Source organism: Oceanobacillus sp. E9, from assembly GCF_001741975.1.
Lineage (GTDB): Bacteria > Bacillota > Bacilli > Bacillales > Amphibacillaceae > Oceanobacillus > Oceanobacillus kimchii.
The window spans coordinates 381,593-405,732 of record NZ_LSNA01000005.1 but is presented as its reverse complement, the minus strand read 5'-3'; the positions used below and the strand labels follow the sequence as shown (position 1 = coordinate 405,732).

Sequence of the window (24,140 nt, the reverse complement as noted above, 5' to 3'; positions counted from 1 at the left end):
ATTTTACCATAATTAACGTTTTTTTTCGTCTGTAATTTGCTCTTTTATTAAAATTTCTTTTGGTTTTTTGGTTCCTATATGGATATTTTTAATGAGGAAATAAATAACAAGGTGACCAGCTCCAAAAACAATCAGCAAAGTTGGGATAATTTGTTCTTCTTCAAAAAATATAATCCCTAGTATAAAAACAGTTATCGATAATGCTCTGCCTAAATTTAAGAAGATTTCTCGTATAACTATATATTCCACACGCATTTCAGCAGCTTTGTATGCTTTTCCAATTACATCAAAAGTCATCGAAACAAATGGTACATTCAAGATTGGATAGGCAACCCCTATAACTACAGCATATACCATCAATAATGTATAATTCACTTCAAAAATGATGATAAATATGGAAGCAAATAATAACAATCCACCTACTAATATCGATTTTTTCCTTAAATGTGGTTTAATATATTTTGCTGCAATTAGATAAAAGACAATCGATAAACCGGATAAAAACATATTAAACGTCCCAAGGGCGAGTTCACTATTTGTAACGAGAAACACCCAAATTGTGATATAAAACCCAAAAATACCTTCTCTTAATCCTTGAAAAAAATGAGAATGTAAAACCCTTTTCCAATTTTTGTTTCTTTTCCTTTCTTTTGCTATATGCTTTATAGCAAATAATCCCTTTGACCCTTTTCTTACGATGAAAAAACTCGCGATCACTGCACAAGCGAACAACAGAAAAGAAATTCCAAAGATTACATTATATCCGACATCATCTACCATATTCGCAATGATAAAGCCTGCTAATAATGGGCCAACCATACCTGCAAATGAACTTAAAATGCCGAACACGCCATTGAACATATCTCTTGTATCCGGCTCCGTAATTTCAAAAGTCATAACATGAAATGCTAACCAAAAAAATCCGTAACCAATACCGATTAAGCACCCTAGTATAAAGTTATAATAAGCTGCCAACTCCCCAATAAACAAGACACAAACAAAAAATAGGCAAAGAAATAGTATACCAACGCGTAAAATAAGTATGCGATCAATGGCTTTGGATAACTTCCCTGCCCATACAAACGCAAGTGCCTGGAAAATATAACTAGCTAAATTATAATTAGCTATTGTTATTAATTCTCCAGATTGTTTCCAGATATAAACGTTAACAAATGTATTAGATAAGAAAATACCTCCTGAATATAATCCACCAATCAATAAAAGAATAACTAAGTCACGATTTTCAATTTTATGTTTTTGATAATAATTGTTTATTTGTTGGAACATCATAAACGACTCCTTCTTTTCAAACTTTATTTTTTGCGAAGGAGGCGTATCTATACAAAAAAAACACGTGAAATTCATTTCACGTGTTTTAATTTATAGTTGTATATTACTTAGCTTCTTCGTAGTTTTTCGCTACTTGATCCCAATTAACTACATTCCAGAATGCTGAAATGTATTCTGGGCGTTTATTTTGATACTTAAGGTAATAAGCATGTTCCCAAACATCAAGTCCTAAAATTGGAGTTTTACCATCCATTAATGGTGAATCTTGATTTGGTGTGCTTGTAATTTCTAGTTCTCCGTTGTTAACAATTAGCCATGCCCAGCCAGAACCGAAACGTCCTGCTGCAGCTGCTGCAAATTCTTCTTTGAATTTGTCTAATGAGCCAAATTTAGCATTAATTTTATCAGCTAATTCACCTGTTGGCTCACCGCCACCATTTGGTGATAGTAACTTCCAAAATAGACTGTGGTTAGCATGTCCGCCACCGTTGTTGCGTACTGCAGTTTTTGCACTTTCAGGGACTGCATCGAGATTGCTTATTAATTCTTCTACAGACTTACTTTGAAGATCTGCCTGTCCTTCCAATGCATCATTTAATTTAGTTACATACGTGTTGTGGTGTTTCGTATGATGAATGTTCATTGTTTCTTTGTCGATTGTTGGCTCCAATGCATCATATGCATATGGTAATTCAGGTAATTCAAATTTTGCCATGTTTATCTTCCTCCTCAAAATAAATGATGTAAAGGTTTATGTCCCTTTATAGTAAAAAGATTATCAAAGCTTTTAAGCAGTTGCAAACGATATGCTTTATATTTCCAATGTTTTGTATTCGATTTCATCTTCAAATACAAAAAAACAAGCTTTTGCTTGTTTTTAAAAGTGGCTCGGGACGGAATCGAACCGCCGACACAAGGATTTTCAGTCCTCTGCTCTACCGACTGAGCTACCAAGCCATATTAAATTAATTTTAACTAATTTAATTTAAACTAATTCTGATATTAATTTATATACCGTTCTTATATCAAATTTTCATCAGTAAGTCACACTTCCACACTACAATTGTTTTTACTAAGTGATAACACCTGCATCTTCAAGTTTATAGAGAGAAGTCTACATCACTAGAAGTTACACTTGTAACTCTACCGACTAAGCTACACGCTATAATCGATGTAAAATATGTATGGAGGAGGTAGAGGGATTCGAACCCCCGCGCGGTTTGACCCGCCTCTCGGTTTTCAAGACCGATCCCTTCAGCCGGACTTGGGTATACCTCCGAATTGGTTAAATGGTGGACCCTGCAGGACTCGAACCTGCGACCGATCGGTTATGAGCCGATAGCTCTAACCAACTGAGCTAAGGGTCCTTCTACTTAATTTTAATCATGGGGCGACCGGTGGGGATTGAACCCACGAATGCCGGAGCCACAATCCGGTGCGTTAACCACTTCGCCACGACCGCCATGATTTATATGGTAGCGGCGGAGGGGATCGAACCCCCGACCTCACGGGTATGAACCGTACGCTCTCGCCAGCTGAGCTACACCGCCATGGCTCCACAGGTAGGATTCGAACCTACGACCGATCGGTTAACAGCCGATTGCTCTACCACTGAGCTACTGTGGAATAATCATTAAAAGTCTTGTTTATGTAATAACAGCAACGAAATATAATTTATCATGTTTAACAAAATCTGTCAAACATTTTTTTGCGTCTTTGCAAAAGTTTTTATTTCGTTTTTCGACTGCAAAATTTATAATAGCACGTTTTTTTTCATATTTCAACATAAATTTTAATAGATTATGCATTTTTTTATTTTTTTCAGTTAAACCCGGTCAAATTTCTTTTATTTTGAATATTTCCTACTTCAATATATTAGTTTATTATACTATATATATTGGGTAGAAATAGCGTAAGTTAAAGGCCAGGTTCTACTTCCCTAATACTTCCTATACATTAATAAACCACTCTTAGTAATTATAGAATTGATACACAGATTAAAGAGTTCAGTAAATTAAGTTTGAAGAATTGAAACTTGATGGAGGTTAATCTTTGCTACAACAACTGAACTACATGGAGAATATGGCGAAACAAATCAAAATCAACTAGGAAGAATAAACTTTCCCTAGTTGAGCTTGAGCTTGACTGTGATAAAGGAAGCTATTCAAATTCATAGACACTATTTAAAATTTCAATCAAAACTTTTCTGTTTCATTAATTAATATGCATTATATTTTTGAAGTATTTCCTGTAATTTAAGTGCTATGGCGATATTACCTTTCACCTTTAATTTTCCCGTCATATAAGCCATAGTCGTATTCAATTTGTTGTTTGCAAGTTTAATGAAATCTTTTGTATCTATTTGAATCAGACAATCTACGTTATTTATTTTTTCTTGAGTAACATAAGGATTTTTTCCTTTTAGAAAGAGAATATACTCTTCCTTTGTATCTTTTAAAGACACTTTTACCACACTTTCAATTTCATTCACAATCTCCGGATTAATCTTTAATTGATTTTCTAATTCTTCTACTAATTTCTCTATCTCCCCCATTTAATAACCCTCCTTTACTTCTATATTACTAATACCAGATTGATCTGAAAAGACAAATTTATCTAACATCATTATTTATTGGTTACGGCAAAAAAATTAAAATTAGTTGATTGCTAACATGAGTCAATTTCATAATTGGCAAGTTTAATTAAATAACGAATAACTAATGAAATGTTTCAGTAATAGGAAAAATTAATTCTTATCCGTACCTACTAAAATGGAACTGTCTGCAATTGGAATCTACCAATGAAACATTCGGCTTTAATACCAAATAACTTAAGATGATATGGACTTAAGTGTTAAGAATAAATTATATAGAAACACTTCTTAATGAATCAAATTCAAGCGCATTCACTAATTTTTTAAGACATTATTTTGGTACATTTAACTGATGATTCACTATATAAAAATGGTCAAATAATCGCGTTTTCTGCATATGAATAGTATGTAAAAAATAAAAATTGTCTTCATTTTTAACCTGTACTAGCCTACAAAAAAGTAATACCTAAAAATTAATAGTAAATTTATTATTTATAAAGAAAATCGCAGAGAAGTTTTCACCTCTCTACGATTTTTTATAATTAATTTTCCTATTCACCTAATACATTCTCTGCAATATTCACAGCATGGTCGCCAATTCTTTCAAGGTTACTAATAATATCAACAAAGACAATACCTGCTGATCCGTTACATAGACCTTCATTCATACGAATGATGTGACTTTTACGGAATTTGCGCTCCATTTTATCAATTTGATCTTCTTTTTGAATAACTTCTAGTGCTGCTTCTCTATCTTTAAGTTCTAATGATTCAATTGCCTGTTTTACTGTCATAGCAGTCAAATCAAACATATTATTTAAGTCTTCCATAGCTTGGTCTGTTAAAATTACTTTGTTTGACATTTTGTAATCAATCAATTCCACTATATTCTCAAAATGATCACCTATACGTTCAATGTCTCGTACAGTGTTCATAAGAGCAGTGTGCTCAGCACTTTCAACTTCTGATAAAGATGTTGACGCAATTTCAACTAAATAATCCGTGATTTTTCTATCTAGATTATTTAAGGCACCTTCAACTTGCAACGCCATCTCAGAATTCTTTTCATTTTGTGTTGTCACATATAAATGTGTTTCTTCAAGACCTTTATGCGCATAGCTACCCATTCTTACAACTTCAGCTTTTGCTTGATCCAATGCTAAAGATGAAGATTGTTGGATGAATATTGGATCTAAGTGCATTGGTTTATATTCAATGATTGTGTCATCACCAGGTATAAGTTTAGTTACAAACCAGGCAAGAGCTGCTATAAATGGAAATTGTACAATTGTATTAGCAATATTAAAACTTCCATGCCCGAAAGCAATTGTCATTTCTGGATTTAGATTGAGCCAATCCTGTAAAAATGCAACATAATTTGTAAATGGTATTAACAGTAATAAGAAGACAGTTGCTCCTATTAAATTAAAAGTTACGTGAGTTAATGCCGCTCTTTTTGCAGCTACAGATGCACCAATACTAGCAATAATTGCAGTTATTGTTGTTCCTATGTTATCCCCAAATAATACTGGTAGAGCAGCGCCTAATTCAATTGCGCCTTCAGAATATAATCCTTGTAATATCCCTATTGTTGCAGATGAACTTTGAACAATTAATGTAAATACCGTTCCAATTACTACTCCTAAGATTGGAGTTTCGCTCATTGATACAGTAAGTTCATGAAACGCTTCTAAAGAGCGAAGTGGCGACATTCCACTACTCATTAATTCTAAACCAAAGAAGAGGGAACCAAAACCAAATACAGCTTGTCCTGCTGCATTGACGATTGGTTTCTTAAAGAAGAATAATAAGAAAGCACCAAGAGCCATTATAAGCAATGCATATTCACCTAAATCAATACCAATGATAAATGCAGTTACTGTAGTACCGATATTGGCACCCATAATTACCCCAATAGCCTGTCTTAAAGTCATAAAACCTGCATTTACCAGCCCAACAGTTAATACTGTTGTTCCGGAGCTACTTTGTATAAGTACAGTAACAATTATACCAGCGAGTACTCCTAGAAACGGATTGCTTGTAAAGCGATCCAGAATATCTCGAAGACGATCGCCTGCTGATTTTTGTAAACCATCACCCATGTATTTAATACCTAGCAGGAATATTCCTAAACCTCCGATAAATTCAATTAATAGTGTTTGTACATCGATATCCACGTATTACTTCATCCCTTCTAAGGCTTATGTTTTTTCTTGTAGAATTTTGTGCCTTATCCATTATTGATGATATTATACTCTTTGTAAAGGTACTTTTGAAAAATTTACATACTCTTAACATTTCTTTACAAATTATTAATGACAGCTTTAGTTACCTTATTTTTGTACAATTATTTCTTTATATGTGCCCTTTCATTTATAATTAATTTCCAATTACAAAAAGCTACAAAATCAGATTTTTATAATTCATTTACTTGTAGCACAAAAATCCCGAAATCAAACCTCTTTTATCAAAAAGAAAGATTTAATTTCGGGATTTAAAACTTATCTACTCACTATAATCTATTTTTTCAATTCGAATTTTGGTTCCATCAACTTCTACCACTTTCACTTTTGAACCTTTTTCTAACCATTGTCCGCCGGTTACTGCACTATAATGTTTCTTATTTATCTCAACTGTACCTGAAGGTCTAAAGTCTGTTAGTGCTTCTCCTTCTGTTTCTAATAAATCTTCATACTCTTTTGATAATGAACTGTATCCTGCTTCTTTCGTTAACTGATCCATAAGAGCTAATTTTGTCCACATTTTCCTACGTTTAAAAACTTTTAAAAATACCAATGATAATCCTGTACCGAAAAGTAGCGCAATAACTGCATATAACCCACTTGCTAAATCTGGTTGTGGTAGCGCTACAGCAGCAATCATTGTACCAAGACCCAGTGTTGCAAGAGTTCCATCATTAACAATTTTCCCGTCAATAATTATTAGTAATAAACCAATAAAATAAACAATAACGATAAGTAAGACTGAGTCTGTATCTAAATAAGCTGTAAAATAAACAGAAATAAATCCAATTCCTAATAAACCAAATATTCCACGCATATTTACTAATACTTCACCTAATAAGAATAATGTTCCTAAAAATAACGCAAGAAAACCAATCCATTGTACATCAAATAAATCCATACTCTACTCGCCCCTTCCTCTCTCTATCTATAATTACGATCTAAGTACAAAAAGGTTTCATAAAAGGAGACAAGACAACTATGCATCCCTTTAAAAAATTATTATTATCCATATTAATTATATTGGTTCTCATAAGTATATTTCAAGATTTAACTAATATTAATAATAACGATTTTACAAAAGAACCAAGTGTTCGAAGTCAACATGCCCAATTTAATATCATACCAGTAAAAGTACTACCTGGAGATACCGTTTTAAGCATAATCGAAAGCCTGCATCAAGGAAGAACCTCAGAGATTAAAATCGACAAACTGCTGAAAGAATTTCGGAATTTAAATCCAACTACAGAACCAACTGAAATAAAAATAGATCATGTTTATTATTTTCCTTTAGAGAAAGAGTAAAAAATGTATTAAAAGAACTAGAACGACTTCACGAAATCGCCTAGTTTCTGAGCGTTTGGGCTGGACGTGGCTGTCAAGCTAATTAGTTGTATATAGTATACAAATTTTGTCATTTTCTAAGTAAAAAAATAAGGCTGATTGAACAGCCTTAAAAAAGAAACGGGATAACGAATAAAGACATCACCATTGAAATTACTCCTAATCCAATTGCGATATTTCCAAGTACATCTATATCTCTACTTCTAGCTACAAAACCGAAGATGATACTTGCAGACCCTAATATTATTGGCCAAACAAAGAATGAAATCAAGGCTAGCGCGATCCCTGCCCAACCATAAAATGTCCCTGGATTTGCGTCTTCTTCTGGAACTTCGCTATCCCTTAGATCATCAGCAGTAAATTCTTGTGCATATTCTTCATTTCTCTTACTATCTAAGTCATGTCCAATAAAAGAAGGATGTTCATCATCCCCATAATGCGGTGCATCCTCTGTATGATTTTTTCTTTCATCTTCCATCATAAAATCCTCCCTCCAACGTATATTTTGATACGACCTTATTTTATGGAGACAGTTACTATTCGAAACTGTTAAAATGTGGTTATCTATCCAATCTTAAATGTTGTCATTTTTTATTTTTTTGCATATCTATATATGAGTGTGAAAAGGAGAGAAGAATATGTCATTTTTTATTAAAGAAATGGTTAAAAGTAAAGTACGCAATTTGACGGTTGGTGAGTTACTACATTACAGCAAACAGTATAATTTTCACATAACTGAACACCAAGCAAGACAAATCATTAACTATTTGAGAACCAATTCCCCTGATCCATTTAAAGCAAGTGACCGTGATCGTATGTTTCATGAATTATCTTCGATTACAGATCCACAGACAGCGCAACAAGCTCAAGCTTTAATGGATGAAGTTATTCAATCTTACGGATTAGGACATCTCTTTAATTAAAAAGAAGCTGATCATAAAGATTTATAATCAACTTCACTAATTTACGCTTCCAATATTTTATCTTTTAATTGATTATCAAAATTACCTTCTTTTAACATTTCTATTTCATGTTTATAAGGAGGTTTTTTATTTTTCTTATCCATACCTACAAATGGTGTTTCCAAAATCTTAGGTAGATCTGATAATTGTGGGTGATGAACTACTTTGTGTAAAGCATCAAAGCCGATATAACCAAAGCCAATATTTTCATGACGGTCTTTATGGGCACCTTGCTCATTTTTACTATCATTCACATGGATAACTTTTAATCTATCTATACCAATGATCTTATCAAAATGCTCTAATACTCCATCAAAATCTTCTACTACATTGTAACCCGCATCGTGAATATGACATGTATCCATACAAATAGATAGACGGTCATTGTGAGTTACTCCATCAATAATTTGAGCTAATTCTTCAAACGTACGTCCTATTTCAGAACCTTTTCCAGCCATCGTTTCTAATGCTATTTGGACAGTACTATTTGGATCAAGAACTTCATTTAAACCTTCAATTATTTTCGGAATTCCTTTTTCAGCACCTTCTCCAACGTGTGCTCCTGGATGAAGTACAATTTGTTTAGCACCTAATGCCTCTGTACGATCAATTTCATTTTTTAAAAAATTAACTCCCAACTCAAAAGTCGCAGGCTTGATAGAATTACCAATATTTATTATATATGGTGCATGTACAACAATATCTTGAATTCCATTAGCTTCCATATGTTCTTTCCCTGCTTCAATATTCAACTCTTCTATAGGTTTTCTTCTTGTATTTTGAGGGGCTCCTGTATATATCATAAAGGTATTTGCTCCATATAGAGCAGCATCTTCACTTGAGCCTAGTAACATTTTTTTGCCATTCATTGAAACGTGTGAACCAATCTTTACCATTTTGATTCCTCCTCTTTCCTTACCCTACTTTTTCTTTCTTTTAGTTAATTGTCGTTTGATCTCTTGTTGTTGGCGTTTTTGCTTCTTCTTATAACCAGGTTTTACTTTTTTCTGTTTAGATACTCGTTTCCAAGCCTCTTTATCGATGGAAGTATCTACTTGTTGACGACGTTGTCGTTCATTCCACGAAGGATCTGTTTTCCATTCTCCATTTTTCACTTCTACAAATTCAAATATTAAGCCTTTTTGCTCTAATCGTTGAATTAATAACAAATCATTGTCATCATATATACTTATGGCTGTTCCTTCTAAACCAGCTCTAGCAGTTCTACCAACTCGATGAATATAAAAAGCTTCTTCTTTTGGAATTTGAGCGTTTATAACATGGCTAACACCTTTAATATCAATTCCTCTCGCAGCTAAATCAGTAGCCACAACGTATTGATATCTAAGATTTTGAATTTCCTTTAAAACTCGTTTTCTTTCTCTAGGGGTTAAACCTCCATGAATAACTCCTACTTCTAATCCATAATCTAATAATTCATCTGCAAGTTCATTTGCTTGTTTTTTACCATTTGTAAATATAAGTGTAAGGTACGGATTTATGGACTGAGAAATTTCCCAAATAATTTCAGCTTCATTTCGATGTTTTTTTCGAATTAATCTATGCTCCATTTTTTCTGGTGAAAAGTGTTCATTAATTTTTATAATTAATGGATTATTTATATACTTTTTGAAAAAATGCTGTAACCGTTGTGGAATAGTTGCAGAAAAAACAAGCAACTGAATATCTTGTTTCGATCGAACTAATAATTGATCGACTTCTTCAATAAATCCAAGATCTAACATTAAGTCTGCCTCATCAACAACAAAAGATTTTGCTGAATATATAGACACAGCTCCACTTTTAACAAGATCTAAAATTCTACCTGGTGTTCCTACGATAATATGAGGGGGTGTCTTTAATTTATCTGTCATTTTTTGTTTATCTGTACCACCAACTAGTAACTTTGCATTCCATTCATTCGTCTTATCAGCTAGGGTAATTATATTTCTTACTTCATCATATAATTGCGTTGCTAGCTCTCTAGTAGGTGCGGTTATCACAAACTGAACTTCATTTCTATCACTTTCTAATTTGTGAAAAAGAGGTAATAAAAATGCATGCGTTTTACCAGATCCTGTGCGAGATTGTCCTACTACACTATCACCTTTTATTATAGCAGGAATAACTTTTTCCTGAATTTCTGTAGGTTTTTTAAATTTTAATCGCTCAATAACATCATTTACAATGGGGTTTAATTGTAAATCTTCAAATTTCATACCCACGTAATGACCTCCTATCTTCATCTATACAAACTGAAATGGATCAGTATTTATTTCAGATATCTCTATAAAATCTTTGTCCAAATTCATTGTTTGTGCTAACGTTTGTTTTGTATAATATTTCATAATTTTTTCAATATAATGTCCAGCATCTATAACAGTTAATCCCATTTCAGCTGCGTCCTGAGCCATATGAAAAGTCATATCTCCAGTGATATACACATCTGCTTTTTGACGCATAGCATGGGAAACATATCTTTCGCCACTTCCTCCTAAAATAGCTACTCGTTTAATTATTTTATCTTTATTTCCTGAAATACGGATTCCTTCGAGCTGAAATTGAGTTTTTACCGTTTGAATAAAAGAATCTAATGTGCTTGGCTCTGTTAAGTTGCCTATACGACCAATTCCAAAATCTGTAGTTTCATTTTCTAAAGCATAAATATCATAAGCGGGTTCTTCATAAGGATGCGCATGGAGAATTGACATTATAACATCTGAAAGTTTACTTTCAGGAACAATTGTTTCAACTTTATATTCGTCAACATGTGTTATTTTATTTTCTTCCCCAATGTATGGATTAGTACCATTCAATGGCTTAAATGTCCCTTGCCCCGGACTTTGGAATGTACAATGACTATAATTTCCAATATGACCTGCTCCAGAATCAGCGAATGTTTGTCGAATCTTTTCCAAGTGGCTTGTTGGAACATAAATAACTACTTTATAATTCTTCTCATTATATACTGAAACTAATGGCGTTGGATGAATAAGTTTTAACTCTTTAGCTAACATATCATTAACTCCGCCATCTGCTGCATCTAAATTCGTATGAGATGCGTATACAGTAATATCATTCTTTATTAGTTTTTGAACTGTTCTTCCCTTAGGTGTATCCATATTAATTTGTTTTAATGGCTGAAATAAGAGTGGATGATGCGCAATAATTAAATTTATGCCCTTTTCTATTGCTTCATCTACGACTTTTTCAGTAACATCTAATGTAATAAGAACCCTACTCGTAATAGCGTTATAAGTTCCTATTTGTAGACCTACATTATCCCAATCATAGGCTAAATGTTTCGGTGCCCAAACATCCATTGCTTGAAAAAAATCAGCGTGTTTCCATGTTGTTTTTTTCATTGTTTAAGACCTCCCGCATCCATTCCAATTCTTTTGTAAATAGATTAATTTTATCGTGATCGATCTGTTTTGCTTGCTTCATCTGTTTAACTATACGTTCTAATTTCTCTCTCTCTATCTGCCATTTTTTCATAAATGCATCATTTCTGTCTTGTAATAAGTATGGACCAAAGTATAATTGCTTTTCTTTTTCCAGATCATTATAAGGAGATTTAATTGATTTGTCCTTCCCTGCAACTAAAATCTCATAAATATGACCTTGTTCTTCTATAATTTCTTCCATTATCAACAGATATTTGTGATCATCTAACCACTGGCGTAATTCTTTAGCATCTACATTAGGCTGTAACACCATTCTATCCACTTCTAAAGCAATTTCTTTATGCTGATTTAGTATAGATGTAATTAACGACCCACCCATACCTGCAATTACAATTTGTTTGATTTCCCCTGGTCTAATAACTTCTAGACCATCTCCTAAACGAACATCGATTTGATTTTGCAGTCCATATTCGTTAATTGTATCTTTCGCACTTTCTAAAGGGCCAATATTGACTTCCCCGGCAATTGCTTTAGCATTTGGGTTGTTCTGGCAAACATATGCAGCTAAATATGCATGATCTGATCCAATATCAGCAAAGTTCGCATTTTCAGGAAGATAAGATGCTACTTTTTTTAAACGATTTGATAAACTAACTCTCTTACCCATTACCTTATTCACCTTCTACATTAAGAAAAGCTTTCTGATTTTCAGCAGAAAGCTTTCATTCATTTAAACTTATAATTACTGTTTCTCACTTAACCATTGCGTTAATGCTTCCAAATCTTCACCTTGTACTTGAGATTGAGCTGGCATATTCCCTATACCTTCTTGTACAATCTGAGCAATTTCTTCTTGAGAATATTTGCTTCCGATTTCAGTTAAAGCAGGTGCAGATCCACTAGCTAAATCAGATCCATGACACATTGCACAATTATTTTGGAATACTGCATCTCCATCTCCTCCAGCAGTTTCTCCACCGCCTTCTTCAGATTGCTCGGTTTCTTCCCCACCATTTTCTTCAGCGTCTTGAATAGCTTGTCTTTGATCAATTCCAACTACTGAAATAATAATTACAGCAAGGATCCCGATAACAGCAATAATCGCATATGGTATAACCGGGTTTTTTTTCATTATGCTTCCTCCCTTATGTAATCCCCTTAATGCATATATAAAAGACTATATATAGTGTACTTTAAAATCTAATAATTTTAAAGGATTATCATAGAAAATTTAAAAAAACGACATAAATTAACATAGATAAAAGAGCAATTAGACCAACCATTCTTAAAATACGATCTTTAAGGATATATCCTATGATATACCATAGAAAAAATTGAAAACTTACCATAATAATAACAATTAACGGATTAAAAAATAATTGAATTAGCAATATTGATAATTGTAATAAGAACAATAAAAACGATATCCATCCAATAAAAGAAATAAGTTGTTGATGTGGACGAAAAAATATAATTCCTATTCCACTAAAAATTAATCCGAATGCTAATAATAAAAATTGTAATTGTGAATGATTATAAAAAATAAAAAGTGTTGATACAACTACTAGCATTACCAGTATTAAACTAAAATATACAAAGGCAATTCGATGTTTCTTTCGTTTGCCTTCTGCTACTTTTATTTCTCCACCTTGTGAATATAATGCAAGGAGATAATCACAATATCTCTCGGGTAATAAACGATGTTCTTTCCAATAACTAATTTCATTCATGATAAGTTTCGTTTTTTCTTTTGAAATCCGGATCACCCCATTTTTTAGATATACATAGAGGTTGGGCCAAAAGTATTTATGCAAAAGATAAATCCGAATGATTGGTTATTGAAAATCTGCTTTAGAAATATACTCCGCTTATCCTAAGGCGGCTGGTGCGGATGATTATACATCAAGATCTCGCCTAAGCCTTTTCCCATAAAAGTATCCGTATATTTCTTTCGCTTATTCTAACTATCATCCGTCTTTTGACCAAAACTTTTTGTTATGTCCCAACCTCTTGATTTAATCTAAAAAGTCTTTAAGACGCTTGCTTCGACTTGGGTGTCTTAACTTACGGAGTGCTTTAGCCTCTATTTGTCGAATTCGTTCACGAGTTACTCCGAAGACTTTTCCTACTTCTTCTAATGTTCTTGTTCGCCCATCATCTAGTCCAAATCGTAATCGCAGGACATTTTCTTCTCGATCTGTCAGCGTATCTAAAACATCTTCTAATTGTTCTTTTAGTAATTCATAAGCCGCATGATCTGATGGTGATATCGCTTCTTGATCCTCTATAAAGTCTCCTAAATGAGAATCGTCTTCTTCTCCAATTGGTGTTTCTAATGATACTGGTTCTTGAGCAATTTTAAGAATATCTCTTACTTTATCCGGACCTAGCTCCATTTCTTCTCCAATTTCCTCTGGAGTAGGTTCCCGTCCAAGGTCTTGAAGTAAAGACCTTTGTACCCGAATCAACTTATTAATCGTTTCAACCATATGAACTGGTATTCTAATTGTTCTTGCTTGGTCAGCTATTGCACGAGTAATTGCTTGACGTATCCACCATGTTGCGTACGTACTAAATTTAAATCCTTTACGATAATCAAACTTTTCTACAGCTTTGATAAGACCCATATTTCCTTCTTGGATAAGGTCCAAGAACAACATTCCTCTTCCAACATAACGTTTAGCTATACTAACTACTAATCGTAAGTTCGCTTCAGCAAGACGTCTTTTTGCTTCTTCATCGCCTTCTTCAATACGTGAAGCAAGATCGATCTCTTCCGCAGCAGACAATAGATTTACCCTACCAATTTCCTTCAAGTACATTCGAACAGGGTCATTAATTTTAATGCCTAATGGTACACTTAAATCATTAAGATTAAATTCCTCTTCTTTAGCGATTTTCTGCATTTCGGGGTCATCCTCCGACTCACCTATCACATCAACACCCTGTTCTTCTAGGTACTCATAAAATTCATCCATTTGTTCGGGTTCAAGTTCGAAATTAGATAAACCGTCTGCCACCTCTTCATAGGCTAATGAACCGCGTTTTTTTCCAATTTCTAAAAGTCTATTCTTAGCTTGTTCTAAAGTAGTTACTTCCGTTGTTTCTGTTACTTCTTCTTTCATATGCGAAGGCTTTTGTTCGGCCATGAGTCCCCCTCCTTCCAAATCAAATAATTTTTAGTCCATGTGCTTACGCTGTTTTTGAATTTCAATAATTTCCATTGCTATTTTAGCAGCTTCCATTGGATTGTTTTCTTGCTCTGCAATTCTTTGCTTTTCTTTCAAGGATTTAATACTTACATTTTGATTACTTTCGTTTAAGATAAATCGAATGTAATCATCAATTTCTTCATCTGTACTATTTGCAATATCCGTCATCATCACAGCTTCAACAACTTGTTTCTTCAAATGATCATCGGATAATCTTTCCATAAATAATCCTATATCTGGAGGATTACCCTCCTCATAATAAGCATATAAATGCGTAGCAATTACTTTGTGATCATTAACATTAAATGCCGCTCCTAAATCGTTTTGTACCTTTTCAGTAATATACGAATCCTGCAACATATATGCAATTAATTTTTTTTCTGCATTAATATAAGCAGGATGAAGCTTGGTTTGGTATGATGAAATACTTTTATTAGTATATCTGTTATACCTCTGATTATCCCTATAATCCTGTTGATTATTACGATACGATTGTAATTGTGTCATTAAAGAATCATGAGATAAATTAAATTCTTTATGCAACTCTTGGACATAATATTCCCGTTCTAGGGTGCTCTCAATCATCGAAAGTTCTTTTAGTACTTTTTCGATATAAGCAATCCGATCTCCTTCTACTTTTAAGTTATAATCTCTGCGAAAATATCTCATATAAAAGGTCATATACGTATCACTTGTTCGTATAATCCGGTTCTGAAAAGCCTCCATACCATTACTTCGTATAAAACTATCTGGATCATCAGTAGGATCCATTTTTGCAATTCTTATATCACATCCTACCGATCGAAGTAATTGAGAAGCTTTGTAGGCCGCATTAAGTCCTGCATCATCTCCGTCATAGCAAAGTATTACTGTTTCTACGTAACGGTTTAATAATTTTGCTTGGGCTTCTGTCAGAGCTGTACCTAATGTAGCCACTACATTTTTTAAACCAGCTTGATAAGCACTAATAACATCAACAGACCCCTCAAATAAAATAACTTCATTTTCTTTTCGGATATGCTTTTTTGCTAAATCAAAATTAAATAATATTTTACTTTTTTGAAACAACCCGCCTTCAGGGCTATTTAAATACTTTGGTTCTACACCATCATGCAACGCACGCCCAACAAAACCAACTGTTTTCCCTATAGCATTCCGGATTGGAAATATTACTCTCCCACGAAAACGGTCTATTACATCATGTTCATTATGTGCTGATAAAATACCGTTTTTTACAAGTAATTGTTTACTAAATCCTTTCTTGGTAAGAAACTCTAAAGTAAAGTCTTTTATATTCGGAGCATAGCCAATCTGAAAGTCCTCCATTGCTTCATCAGTTATACCACGTTCTTTCAAATATTGATAACCTTCTTTACCATCTTTCGTGTACTTCAGTAAATGATGATATAACTTCATAAGCCAATCATTTGCTGTAAGAACTTGTTGATCCTCATCTGATAAAGAGGATTCTTTTTTAATAGATGATTGAGGCAATTCAATTCCTTGCTTCTCTGATAAGAACTGTAGCGATTCATAAAATGTAAAACTTTCTATTTCTTTCAAGAAGGTGAATACATTACCACCTTTTCCACATCCAAAACAATGAAAAATTTGTTTTTCTTGAGATACCGAAAAAGAAGGTGTTTTTTCCCCGTGAAACGGACAAAGGCCAAAATAATTTCGCCCCTGTTTCTTCAGTTGAATATATTCTCCAATAATATCAACAATATCATTAGCATTTTTCACTTGTTCAATGATTTCATCTGGTACTTGATTGGTCATCTTTACCACCATACTATAATATTATTCGTGACATCTTAAAAAAATCCTTCAGTTTTCGACATATTTTTCTCTTATTCCGAAAAAAACACCTTCTAAATGCTAAAAGTAACTCTCAGAAGGCTTTCATAATATTTTTTTCGCTAATTACCTTTCTTTAGATTCTACAAAAGTGTAGTAGAATCCTTCTTTCTTCTTAATGTTTTACTTTTCAGAATTGGATTTTGTATTGTTATGCTCACACGAATGATTATTATAATATATTTTTTAATGGATATCTATCATTTTGCCTCATAATCTAGTAAAAAGAAAAACATTCTGCTTTTACGACAGAATGTCATCTTACTGTTTATAATGCATTATTTTCTTGTTTCAACCGCAATATTTGATTTGCGGTTTCTTCCACAGCTTTATTAGAAACATCAATGACCTGACAACCAATTTTATCGACAATAGATTGGAAGTATGCTAGTTCTTGCTCGATTCTATTCATATTCGCATACGATGCTTGATCGCCAAGTCCAAGTGCCTTTAGTCGTTCTTTTCGAATACTATTCAATTTTTCTGCTGTAATCTTTAAACCAATACATTTTTTCGGATCAACCATCATCAATTCTTCTGGGGGATCTACTTCAGGTACAATTGGTACATTTGCAACTTTAATTCTCTTGTGAGCAAGATATTGCGATAATGGGGTTTTAGAAGTCCGAGATACTCCTATCAAAATGATATCAGCGCGTGCTATACCTCTTGGATCCCTACCATCATCGTACTTAACAGCAAATTCGATGGCTTCTATTTTTTTGAAATAGTCTTCATCCAATTTATGAACTAACCCTGCCTCTAAACGGGGAGTTCGATTAAAAACTCTTCCCATTGCATCCATTGTTGGTCCCATAATATCGATGGCTTCTACTTCTAATTTTTGGGCTTGTTGATTTACATATGCCCTTAATTCAGGATCAACTAGTGTAAATCCTACTATGCTAACGGTATCTTTCGCAAGTATAAGAAACTCATCTATCGTTTCTTTATCCTCTACATATGGAACTCGTTGAATTTTATAATCTCCATTTTTAAATTGACTCAAACCTGCTTTAACTACTAATTCCGCAGTTTCTCCCACAGAGTCAGAAAGAACATAAATAATTGGTTGGGTAGACATCCATATTACCCCTCTCTTAAGAATCAATAATCATTATATATTTTCATCCGTAGTTAGTTCTACTAACAACTTAGTCATTGTCGTCTTTGTTATTCTACCTACTACTTCTAATCCATGATCACTGTCCTTGACAACCGGAAGTCCATCGATTTGTTTTGATATTAATTTATGAGCAGCGTCAATTAACAAATCATCTTTACGGCAGACTGTAATGTTTGGCATACGTGTCATTATAATATGCACTGGGATGCTGGTTAAGTCTTGGTGCCCCATACTTGTTCTAAGTAAATCTTTTCTTGATAATACACCAGTAAGACAAGCATGATCATCAACAACGAATAATGTTCCTACATCTTCTAAGAACATAGTTGAAATTGCATCATATACAGACACACTTTCTTTGACTGCCACAGGCACCTGTTGAAATTCATGCACCTTATATTTCTTAATTTTTTCAGATAGTAACTCTGAAGCGGTTTTTCCCGTATAGAAATACCCTACTCGTGGTCTTGCATCTAAAAATCCCGCCATTGTTAATATAGCTAAATCCGGACGAAGGGTAGCTCGAGTTAAATCTAGTCGGTCTGCAATATGCTCCCCAGTAATTGGACCATCAGCTTTTACGATTTCTACTATTTGCTGTTGTCGTTTTGTTAAGTCCATTTTTTCACCACCCAAATAGCAACTATTTGTTGCTATTTAATTTTGATTGCGACCTTTTTCCTTCATTAATTGTATCAGTTATGATACCAACAAGCATCTATTTTTCCATCTAAAATTGTTGTTTCCATTCAATTTTTCTTAAATCAGCATATGGAAGGATTAGAGATGCAAGTGCTTGTATTAATGCAAGACGGTTATTACGTATTTTTATATCATCTGCCATCACCATATTGTTGTCAAAGAACGAATGAATTGGAGCTGAAAGTTGAGCAAGTGTAGCTAACGCTAGTTTCGTTTCATTATGCATGAGTTGATTTTGGTATACTTCTTTGACATCTAAATAACGCGCATAAAGTTTTTTCTCTGATTCTGTTTCTAATTTTTCTTCACTAATCGATTCATTTGTTTCTACTTTATTCGATAAATTTAAGACTCGGACGAGAGCTTCCTGGATTGGTTTGAATGTTTCATCATTTCGTTTACCAGATAATTCTTGTGCCTTATCGAATGATACAAATATATTTCCAATCTTTTGATCAGTTACAGCGTGGATAACGTCTACTTCTAAACCTGCATCTTTCATTAGATATACTGTTCGCAAACGGAAAAATTCAATTAATTCTTTGGTCGTTTTCTCACTAATCGTTACACTGGATGCTTGGAAGACCTCTAATGCAATATCGATTAATTCTTCTACTGTAAGATTCCATTTTTCATTGTGTAGTATCCGCAATATACCAGCAGCTTGTCTCCTAAGCCCGTATGGATCCTGTGAACCGGTTGGTATTAAGCCAACAGCAATGCAACCAGCAATTGTGTCTAACTTATCCGCTACACTAACCACGGAACCGATTACCGATTGTGGTAAATCATCTTTAGCATGTTTGGGTTGATAATGTTCTTTTATAGCTTGTGACGTAGCTTTATCTTCACCAAAATGATTCGCGTATTTTTCACCAATAATTCCCTGTAATTCCGTGAATTCATTGACCATATTTGTCATTAAATCGAACTTAGAAATTTCTGCTGTCCGCTCAATTTTTTTTCTGTCATCTACTGCTAAGGAAAGTTTTTCTGAAATGCGATCTGCAATTTGCTTCATTCTCTTTACCTTCTCGGAATAAGTACCTAGCTTTTCTTGAAAAACTACTTTCGTTAGTTTCTCTTGGAAGAAATCGATGGATTGCTTACGATCCTCATTATAGAAAAATTCTGCATCAGCTAAACGAGCTCTTAATACTTTTTCATTACCTCTGGAAACTGTTTCAATATGATAATCATCTCCGTTACGAACACCTATAAAGTAAGGCTGTAACTTCCCATTTTTGTGAACTGGAAAATAGCGTTGATGTTCTTTCATTGAAGTAATTAACACTTCAGAAGGAATTTCTAGATAAGCTTCTTCAAATTTCCCAACAAATGCAGTAGGATATTCTACTAAATTACGCACTTCTTCCAGTAGCTCCTGATCCACTGGAATTTCAAAACCATGTTCTTTTTCCAGATTTGACAGTTGTTCGACAATCAGTGTTTCTCTTTCTTTTGCTTTTGCAATCACATAATTATCTTTTAGTGTTTTCTCATATTCAGCCGGTTGCTGTAATGTTACTTCTTCACCTAAGAATCGATGTCCATACGTTATATTATTTGTAGCTACATGGGCAATTTCAAATGGAATGACTTCATCTCCATACATAGCCACCAACCAACGAATTGGTCTTGCATAACGTATAGTCTCATTACCCCAGCGCATATTCTTGCCAAAAGTTATGGATTCAATAATCGATTTGAATTCAGGCAATAATTCTTGAATAGATTTTCCTTCAATATGCTTTGTAACATAAATATAGGAATTGCCTTTTACTTCTCTAACAATAATATCATCTGTTGATAATCCTTGTCCTTTCGTAAATCCTTGCGCTGCTTTTGTCCAATTTCCTTCTTCATCTTTGGCAATTTTAAGTGCTGGACCTTTTACATCCTCTTCAATGGATGTTTGTTTTTCAGCCATATTTTTCACTAAAACAGCTAGCCTTCTCGGTGTTGAATAAGATTCAACGTTGTCTGAAGATACCCGATTTTCCTCTAACCATTTTTTTGTTTTTGTATATAATTGTAATTCTGCATCATCAATAAAACGTGCTGGTAATTCCTCTAATCCAATCTCAATTAATACATCACGTGCCATTTTAATTAGCTCCTTTCTCTTGAAGCATCGGAAAACCTAATTTTTCACGTTCGGAAACATATATTTTGGAAATACTTCTCGCTAAGTTACGAATCCTAGAAATATAACCAGTTCTTTCGGTAACTGAAATAACTCCTTTTGCATCTAACAAGTTAAATGTATGTGAACATTTAAGAACATAATCATATGCAGGGAATACAAGTCTTTTTTCCATGGTTTGCTTTGCTTCTTGTTCATACATTGAAAACAAGTTGAAAAGCATTTCCGTATCCGACTCTTTAAAAGTGTATGTGGAATGTTCAAATTCAGGTTGATAAAAGATATCTCGAATGGTAACACCATTATTCCATTCAAGATCAAATACATTCTCTTTATCCTGAATATACGATGCTAAACGCTCTACTCCATATGTTAGTTCTACAGTAACGGGATTTGCTTCAAGTCCACCAATTTGTTGAAAATAGGTAAATTGTGTAATTTCCATACCGTCCAGCCATACTTCCCACCCTAATCCAGCTGCACCTAATGTAGGATTCTCCCAATTATCTTCCACAAATCGTATATCATGTTCTAATGGGTTAATCCCTAATTTTTTTAATGACTCTAGATATAGTTCTTGAATATTATCCGGTGATGGTTTCATTATTACTTGGAATTGATGATGTTGATATAATCGATTAGGATTTTCCCCATATCTACCGTCATCTGGCCGCCTAGATGGTTCCACATATGCGACATTCCAAGGTTCAGGGCCCAAGCTTCTTAATAATGTCATTGGAGACATCGTACCTGCACCTTTTTCTGTATCATAAGCTTGCATAAGTATACAATTTTGATCTGACCAATGATTTTGTAATGTTAAAATCATTTCTTGAATATTCATATTGTCAACTCCTTATTTTATAATGCGAGACTTACAGGAATTAAAGACCGTCATCCCGCACACTTTTTTCTCTTCTTATAAGAAAAACCGTCCCTATGTCTATAATAGACATAGGGACGGTTTTACCGCGGTTCCACCCTACTTGCTCATGGTACCTGAGCCACTTTATAGTTCATTGCTCAAAAGTTCCTTCTTAAGGGTACTATCCTCTAGCTTTCACTATCCTAGAGTCGCTAACCATAGTAAATCCTTAATACTCTTCTTCTTCTCTGCAATAAAATTTATTTTTTAAATATGTAAAAATAATACTCTATACGGTTCATATTTGTCAATAATTACATAAATTGAAACTTCATTCAGTTGGAGAATTACCGTCCGTTACATTCAATAAATCTAATTGGTCCAATACTTTACGTGATTTAATCCAAAATCCACCATACTGATCATAATACTCATATAGTATCTTTCTTATCAATTGAACATTGGCTTTTTTCATTCGGATATTTCCAATTCGCTTCAAATCTACTTCACTAAAGAGGTACAATAATCGAGATAGTTTTCCCGAAATAGTAATCGCTTCTGGATCAAAATAAGCGCATTGTTGACATAACATACCACCTTCACTAATTGAAAATCTTATTAAATTTTCTCGCTTACCGCATCTACTGCATTGGTGAAGTATAGGAGCAAACCCTGCTTTTTTATATAACTTTAATTCATACATAATTATAGGTATATCAACTTCATCATGATTATTTATCCATAATAATGTCTGATAAAACTGTTCAAATAAATATGGATCATTATCCTTAGAATCAAGCAGTTTATCAGTTAATTCTGCGATATATGATACATAAGCTGTTTTAAAAATATCTTCTCGAACGATGCGAAAAGAATCAAGCACTTCGCCTTGTTGTATCGTACTTAATCCTGTACCGATATATACAAAAAACCGAGCATTAATGAATGGCTGCGTAACAGCAGCCATTCTGCTTTTTGGTTTTTTGGCTCCTTTTGCCAAAGCATTAAATTTACCTATTTTATTACTGAAAATAGTGACTAACTTATGCGTTTCTCCATAGTCTTGTGTTTTAATAATAATTCCATCAATTTTTTCAAGCATTCGCTCCACCTTACTTTCTTCACAAGATGAGCTATATATTGGTTTCAGTAGAAGATACTTCTGTTGATTCTTTAGCCTGTCCATCATTATCCATTGTTGCATTTTCTAATTCTTTCATCAATAAATAGGTTTCTATGTTTCCTGTATGACTAAACAACTTCCATGTTAAATCTACCACAAGAAACCCCACCTTTCTTTAATTATTAAGTTGAAAATGTAACTTATTTATAGAATGGCTTTTCTAAATCAAATCATAAGTATTAAATATTTCCATGTTTAATATTCGTCGTTTCTAAATCCAAATTCATGTAGTTGGTTTTGTCTGTTTCTCCAGTCTTTCTTCACCTTAATCCATAGCTCTAGGTATACTTTAGAACCAAGTAACGCTTCAATATCTCTTCGTGCTTGTTTTCCAATATTTTTCAACATCGTTCCTTGCTTTCCAATCAATATTCCTTTTTGAGAACTTCTTTCAGTCACAATTGTTGCTTGAATGAGTAACTTTTCATTCTCATTCTTCTCTATATTCTCAATTACTACTGCAATTGAATGAGGAACCTCTTCTTTAGTTAAATGCAATACTTTTTCTCGAATTAACTCAGAAATCACAAATCGTTCTGGATGATCTGTAACTTGATCTTCCGGATAATATTGAGGACCTTCTGGTAAATGATTCTTCAAGACATCGACTAAGTGCTCGACATTATTTCCTTCTAGAGCAGATATCGGTATAATTTCTTCAAAATCATAAAGCGACTTATACTTTTCTATTAGTGGTAATAGCTTATCCGGGTGAATTAAATCAATCTTATTAATAATAAGAAATACTGGACTATTAACTTTTTGCAGCAAATCAATAATATATTGATCTCCTCTTCCATATCCTTCATTTGCATTTATCATAAATAAAATGCTATCAACTTCATTTAATGTATCTTCTGCAATTTGAACCATAAAATCCCCAAGTCGATGTTTCGGTTTATGAATTCCAGGGGTATCAATAAAAATCATTTGTGCATCATCTGTAGTAAATACACCTTGTATTTTATTTCTTGTTGTCTGTGCTTTATCACTCATAATTGCAATTTTTTGACCAATTACTCTATTCATAAATGTTGATTTACCAACATTAGGGCGACCAATAATTGATAAAAACCCTGATTTAAAATTTGTTTCCATGTTGTATCCTCCGAGACGTTAAATTTTATTAATTTATATCATACTATAAAATGATTTCAGTTTCATTAAATCGACAAAACCTTTAAAAACTTTCTTTTATTTGCGATAG

23 protein-coding genes and 6 tRNA genes are annotated in these 24,140 nt (G+C 33.4%); 2 read left to right on the top strand and 27 right to left on the bottom strand.

Annotation, left to right across the window (positions count from 1 at the left end; genetic code table 11):
* Nucleotides 1-12: 12 nt before the first annotated feature.
* The 11 genes from AQ616_RS05660 to AQ616_RS05610 all read right to left on the bottom strand — a co-directional run bounded on the left by AQ616_RS05660 (nucleotide 13) and on the right by AQ616_RS05610 (nucleotide 7,027).
* Nucleotides 13-1,287 (bottom strand): MFS transporter, encoded by a 1,275-nt coding sequence (locus AQ616_RS05660; protein WP_069685252.1) that lies wholly within the window; start codon nucleotides 1,285-1,287, stop codon nucleotides 13-15.
* 106 nt (nucleotides 1,288-1,393) lie between these two features.
* Nucleotides 1,394-2,005 carry a superoxide dismutase SodA gene (gene sodA / locus AQ616_RS05655; RefSeq protein WP_069685251.1) on the bottom strand — a complete coding sequence of 204 codons (612 nt, stop codon included), beginning with the start codon at nucleotides 2,003-2,005 and terminating at the stop codon, nucleotides 1,394-1,396.
* 169 nt (nucleotides 2,006-2,174) lie between these two features.
* Nucleotides 2,175-2,247: transfer RNA gene (locus AQ616_RS05650), tRNA-Phe, on the bottom strand.
* A gap of 228 nt (nucleotides 2,248-2,475) precedes the next feature.
* Nucleotides 2,476-2,568: transfer RNA gene (locus tag AQ616_RS05645), tRNA-Ser, on the bottom strand.
* A gap of 12 nt (nucleotides 2,569-2,580) precedes the next feature.
* Nucleotides 2,581-2,657 (bottom strand) — tRNA-Ile (locus AQ616_RS05640).
* Between the two features lie 19 nt (nucleotides 2,658-2,676).
* A tRNA-His gene (locus AQ616_RS05635) sits at nucleotides 2,677-2,752 on the bottom strand.
* A gap of 11 nt (nucleotides 2,753-2,763) precedes the next feature.
* A tRNA-Met gene (locus tag AQ616_RS05630) sits at nucleotides 2,764-2,840 on the bottom strand.
* A gap of 1 nt (nucleotide 2,841) precedes the next feature.
* Nucleotides 2,842-2,916: transfer RNA gene (locus AQ616_RS05625), tRNA-Asn, on the bottom strand.
* A 592-nt stretch (nucleotides 2,917-3,508) separates the two neighbouring features.
* Entirely contained in the window at nucleotides 3,509-3,844 is a 336-nt protein-coding gene (locus AQ616_RS05620) for an SCP2 sterol-binding domain-containing protein (RefSeq protein ID WP_069685250.1), read from the bottom strand.
* Nucleotides 3,845-4,434: 590 nt separating this feature from the next.
* Complete coding sequence (locus AQ616_RS05615; protein WP_069685249.1) at nucleotides 4,435-6,060, bottom strand: Na/Pi cotransporter family protein; 1,626 nt, start codon at nucleotides 6,058-6,060, stop codon at nucleotides 4,435-4,437.
* A 328-nt stretch (nucleotides 6,061-6,388) separates the two neighbouring features.
* On the bottom strand, nucleotides 6,389-7,027 hold the full coding sequence (locus tag AQ616_RS05610) for an NfeD family protein (protein WP_017797048.1): 639 nt from the start codon (nucleotides 7,025-7,027) through the stop codon (nucleotides 6,389-6,391).
* 80 nt (nucleotides 7,028-7,107) lie between these two features.
* On the opposite strand from AQ616_RS05610, the gene AQ616_RS05605 reads away from it, so the two are divergent.
* Nucleotides 7,108-7,431 (top strand): hypothetical protein, encoded by a 324-nt coding sequence (locus AQ616_RS05605; RefSeq protein WP_017797049.1) that lies wholly within the window; start codon nucleotides 7,108-7,110, stop codon nucleotides 7,429-7,431.
* A gap of 148 nt (nucleotides 7,432-7,579) precedes the next feature.
* On the opposite strand, the gene AQ616_RS05600 is transcribed toward AQ616_RS05605, so the two are convergent.
* On the bottom strand, nucleotides 7,580-7,948 hold the full coding sequence (locus AQ616_RS05600) for a hypothetical protein (RefSeq protein WP_017797050.1): 369 nt from the start codon (nucleotides 7,946-7,948) through the stop codon (nucleotides 7,580-7,582).
* Nucleotides 7,949-8,108: 160 nt separating this feature from the next.
* Here AQ616_RS05600 and AQ616_RS05595 point away from each other — a divergent pair, with 160 nt between their 5' ends.
* Complete coding sequence (locus AQ616_RS05595) at nucleotides 8,109-8,393, top strand: DUF2624 domain-containing protein (RefSeq protein WP_017797051.1); 285 nt, start codon at nucleotides 8,109-8,111, stop codon at nucleotides 8,391-8,393.
* 41 nt (nucleotides 8,394-8,434) lie between these two features.
* Here AQ616_RS05595 and AQ616_RS05590 read toward each other — a convergent pair whose 3' ends face one another.
* The 15 genes from AQ616_RS05590 to era form a co-directional block, all read right to left on the bottom strand.
* The gene (locus AQ616_RS05590; RefSeq protein WP_017797052.1) at nucleotides 8,435-9,328 is read right to left on the bottom strand and encodes a deoxyribonuclease IV; all 894 of its coding nucleotides are present in this window, start codon (nucleotides 9,326-9,328) and stop codon (nucleotides 8,435-8,437) included.
* Nucleotides 9,329-9,352: 24 nt separating this feature from the next.
* A complete protein-coding gene (locus tag AQ616_RS05585; RefSeq protein ID WP_069685356.1) occupies nucleotides 9,353-10,651 on the bottom strand; it encodes a DEAD/DEAH box helicase in 1,299 nt (432 codons plus the stop codon).
* A gap of 27 nt (nucleotides 10,652-10,678) precedes the next feature.
* The gene (locus AQ616_RS05580; RefSeq protein WP_069685248.1) at nucleotides 10,679-11,797 is read right to left on the bottom strand and encodes a Nif3-like dinuclear metal center hexameric protein; all 1,119 of its coding nucleotides are present in this window, start codon (nucleotides 11,795-11,797) and stop codon (nucleotides 10,679-10,681) included.
* On the bottom strand, nucleotides 11,769-12,506 hold the full coding sequence (locus tag AQ616_RS05575) for a tRNA (adenine(22)-N(1))-methyltransferase (RefSeq protein ID WP_017797055.1): 738 nt from the start codon (nucleotides 12,504-12,506) through the stop codon (nucleotides 11,769-11,771). Before AQ616_RS05575 ends, AQ616_RS05580 begins: the two co-directional genes overlap by 29 nt.
* 75 nt (nucleotides 12,507-12,581) lie before the next feature.
* Nucleotides 12,582-12,971: a cytochrome c550 gene (cccA, locus tag AQ616_RS05570; RefSeq protein ID WP_017797056.1), complete on the bottom strand. Its 390-nt coding sequence runs from the start codon at nucleotides 12,969-12,971 to the stop codon at nucleotides 12,582-12,584.
* Between the two features lie 88 nt (nucleotides 12,972-13,059).
* On the bottom strand, nucleotides 13,060-13,569 hold the full coding sequence (locus tag AQ616_RS05565; RefSeq protein WP_017797057.1) for a hypothetical protein: 510 nt from the start codon (nucleotides 13,567-13,569) through the stop codon (nucleotides 13,060-13,062).
* Between the two features lie 285 nt (nucleotides 13,570-13,854).
* Nucleotides 13,855-14,988: an RNA polymerase sigma factor RpoD gene (rpoD, locus tag AQ616_RS05560; protein WP_017797058.1), complete on the bottom strand. Its 1,134-nt coding sequence runs from the start codon at nucleotides 14,986-14,988 to the stop codon at nucleotides 13,855-13,857.
* A 30-nt stretch (nucleotides 14,989-15,018) separates the two neighbouring features.
* Nucleotides 15,019-16,833 carry a DNA primase gene (gene dnaG / locus AQ616_RS05555; protein WP_017797059.1) on the bottom strand — a complete coding sequence of 605 codons (1,815 nt, stop codon included), beginning with the start codon at nucleotides 16,831-16,833 and terminating at the stop codon, nucleotides 15,019-15,021.
* A 346-nt stretch (nucleotides 16,834-17,179) separates the two neighbouring features.
* Nucleotides 17,180-17,995 (bottom strand): pyruvate, water dikinase regulatory protein, encoded by an 816-nt coding sequence (locus AQ616_RS05550; protein ID WP_069685247.1) that lies wholly within the window; start codon nucleotides 17,993-17,995, stop codon nucleotides 17,180-17,182.
* A 33-nt stretch (nucleotides 17,996-18,028) separates the two neighbouring features.
* Complete coding sequence (gene ccpN / locus AQ616_RS05545; RefSeq protein ID WP_017797061.1) at nucleotides 18,029-18,658, bottom strand: transcriptional regulator CcpN; 630 nt, start codon at nucleotides 18,656-18,658, stop codon at nucleotides 18,029-18,031.
* A gap of 109 nt (nucleotides 18,659-18,767) precedes the next feature.
* Nucleotides 18,768-20,846 carry a glycine--tRNA ligase subunit beta gene (gene glyS, locus AQ616_RS05540; protein ID WP_069685246.1) on the bottom strand — a complete coding sequence of 693 codons (2,079 nt, stop codon included), beginning with the start codon at nucleotides 20,844-20,846 and terminating at the stop codon, nucleotides 18,768-18,770.
* A gap of 1 nt (nucleotide 20,847) precedes the next feature.
* Nucleotides 20,848-21,729, bottom strand: a complete 882-nt coding sequence (gene glyQ, locus AQ616_RS05535; protein WP_069685245.1) for a glycine--tRNA ligase subunit alpha — start codon at nucleotides 21,727-21,729, stop codon at nucleotides 20,848-20,850.
* A 352-nt stretch (nucleotides 21,730-22,081) separates the two neighbouring features.
* A complete protein-coding gene (gene recO, locus AQ616_RS05530; RefSeq protein WP_069685244.1) occupies nucleotides 22,082-22,852 on the bottom strand; it encodes a DNA repair protein RecO in 771 nt (256 codons plus the stop codon).
* A gap of 31 nt (nucleotides 22,853-22,883) precedes the next feature.
* Nucleotides 22,884-23,030, bottom strand: coding sequence for a YqzL family protein (locus tag AQ616_RS19155; protein ID WP_017797065.1), 147 nt, complete (start codon nucleotides 23,028-23,030; stop codon nucleotides 22,884-22,886).
* A gap of 98 nt (nucleotides 23,031-23,128) precedes the next feature.
* Nucleotides 23,129-24,031, bottom strand: a complete 903-nt coding sequence (era, locus tag AQ616_RS05525; RefSeq protein ID WP_017797066.1) for a GTPase Era — start codon at nucleotides 24,029-24,031, stop codon at nucleotides 23,129-23,131.
* Between the last annotated feature and the right edge of the window lie 109 nt (nucleotides 24,032-24,140).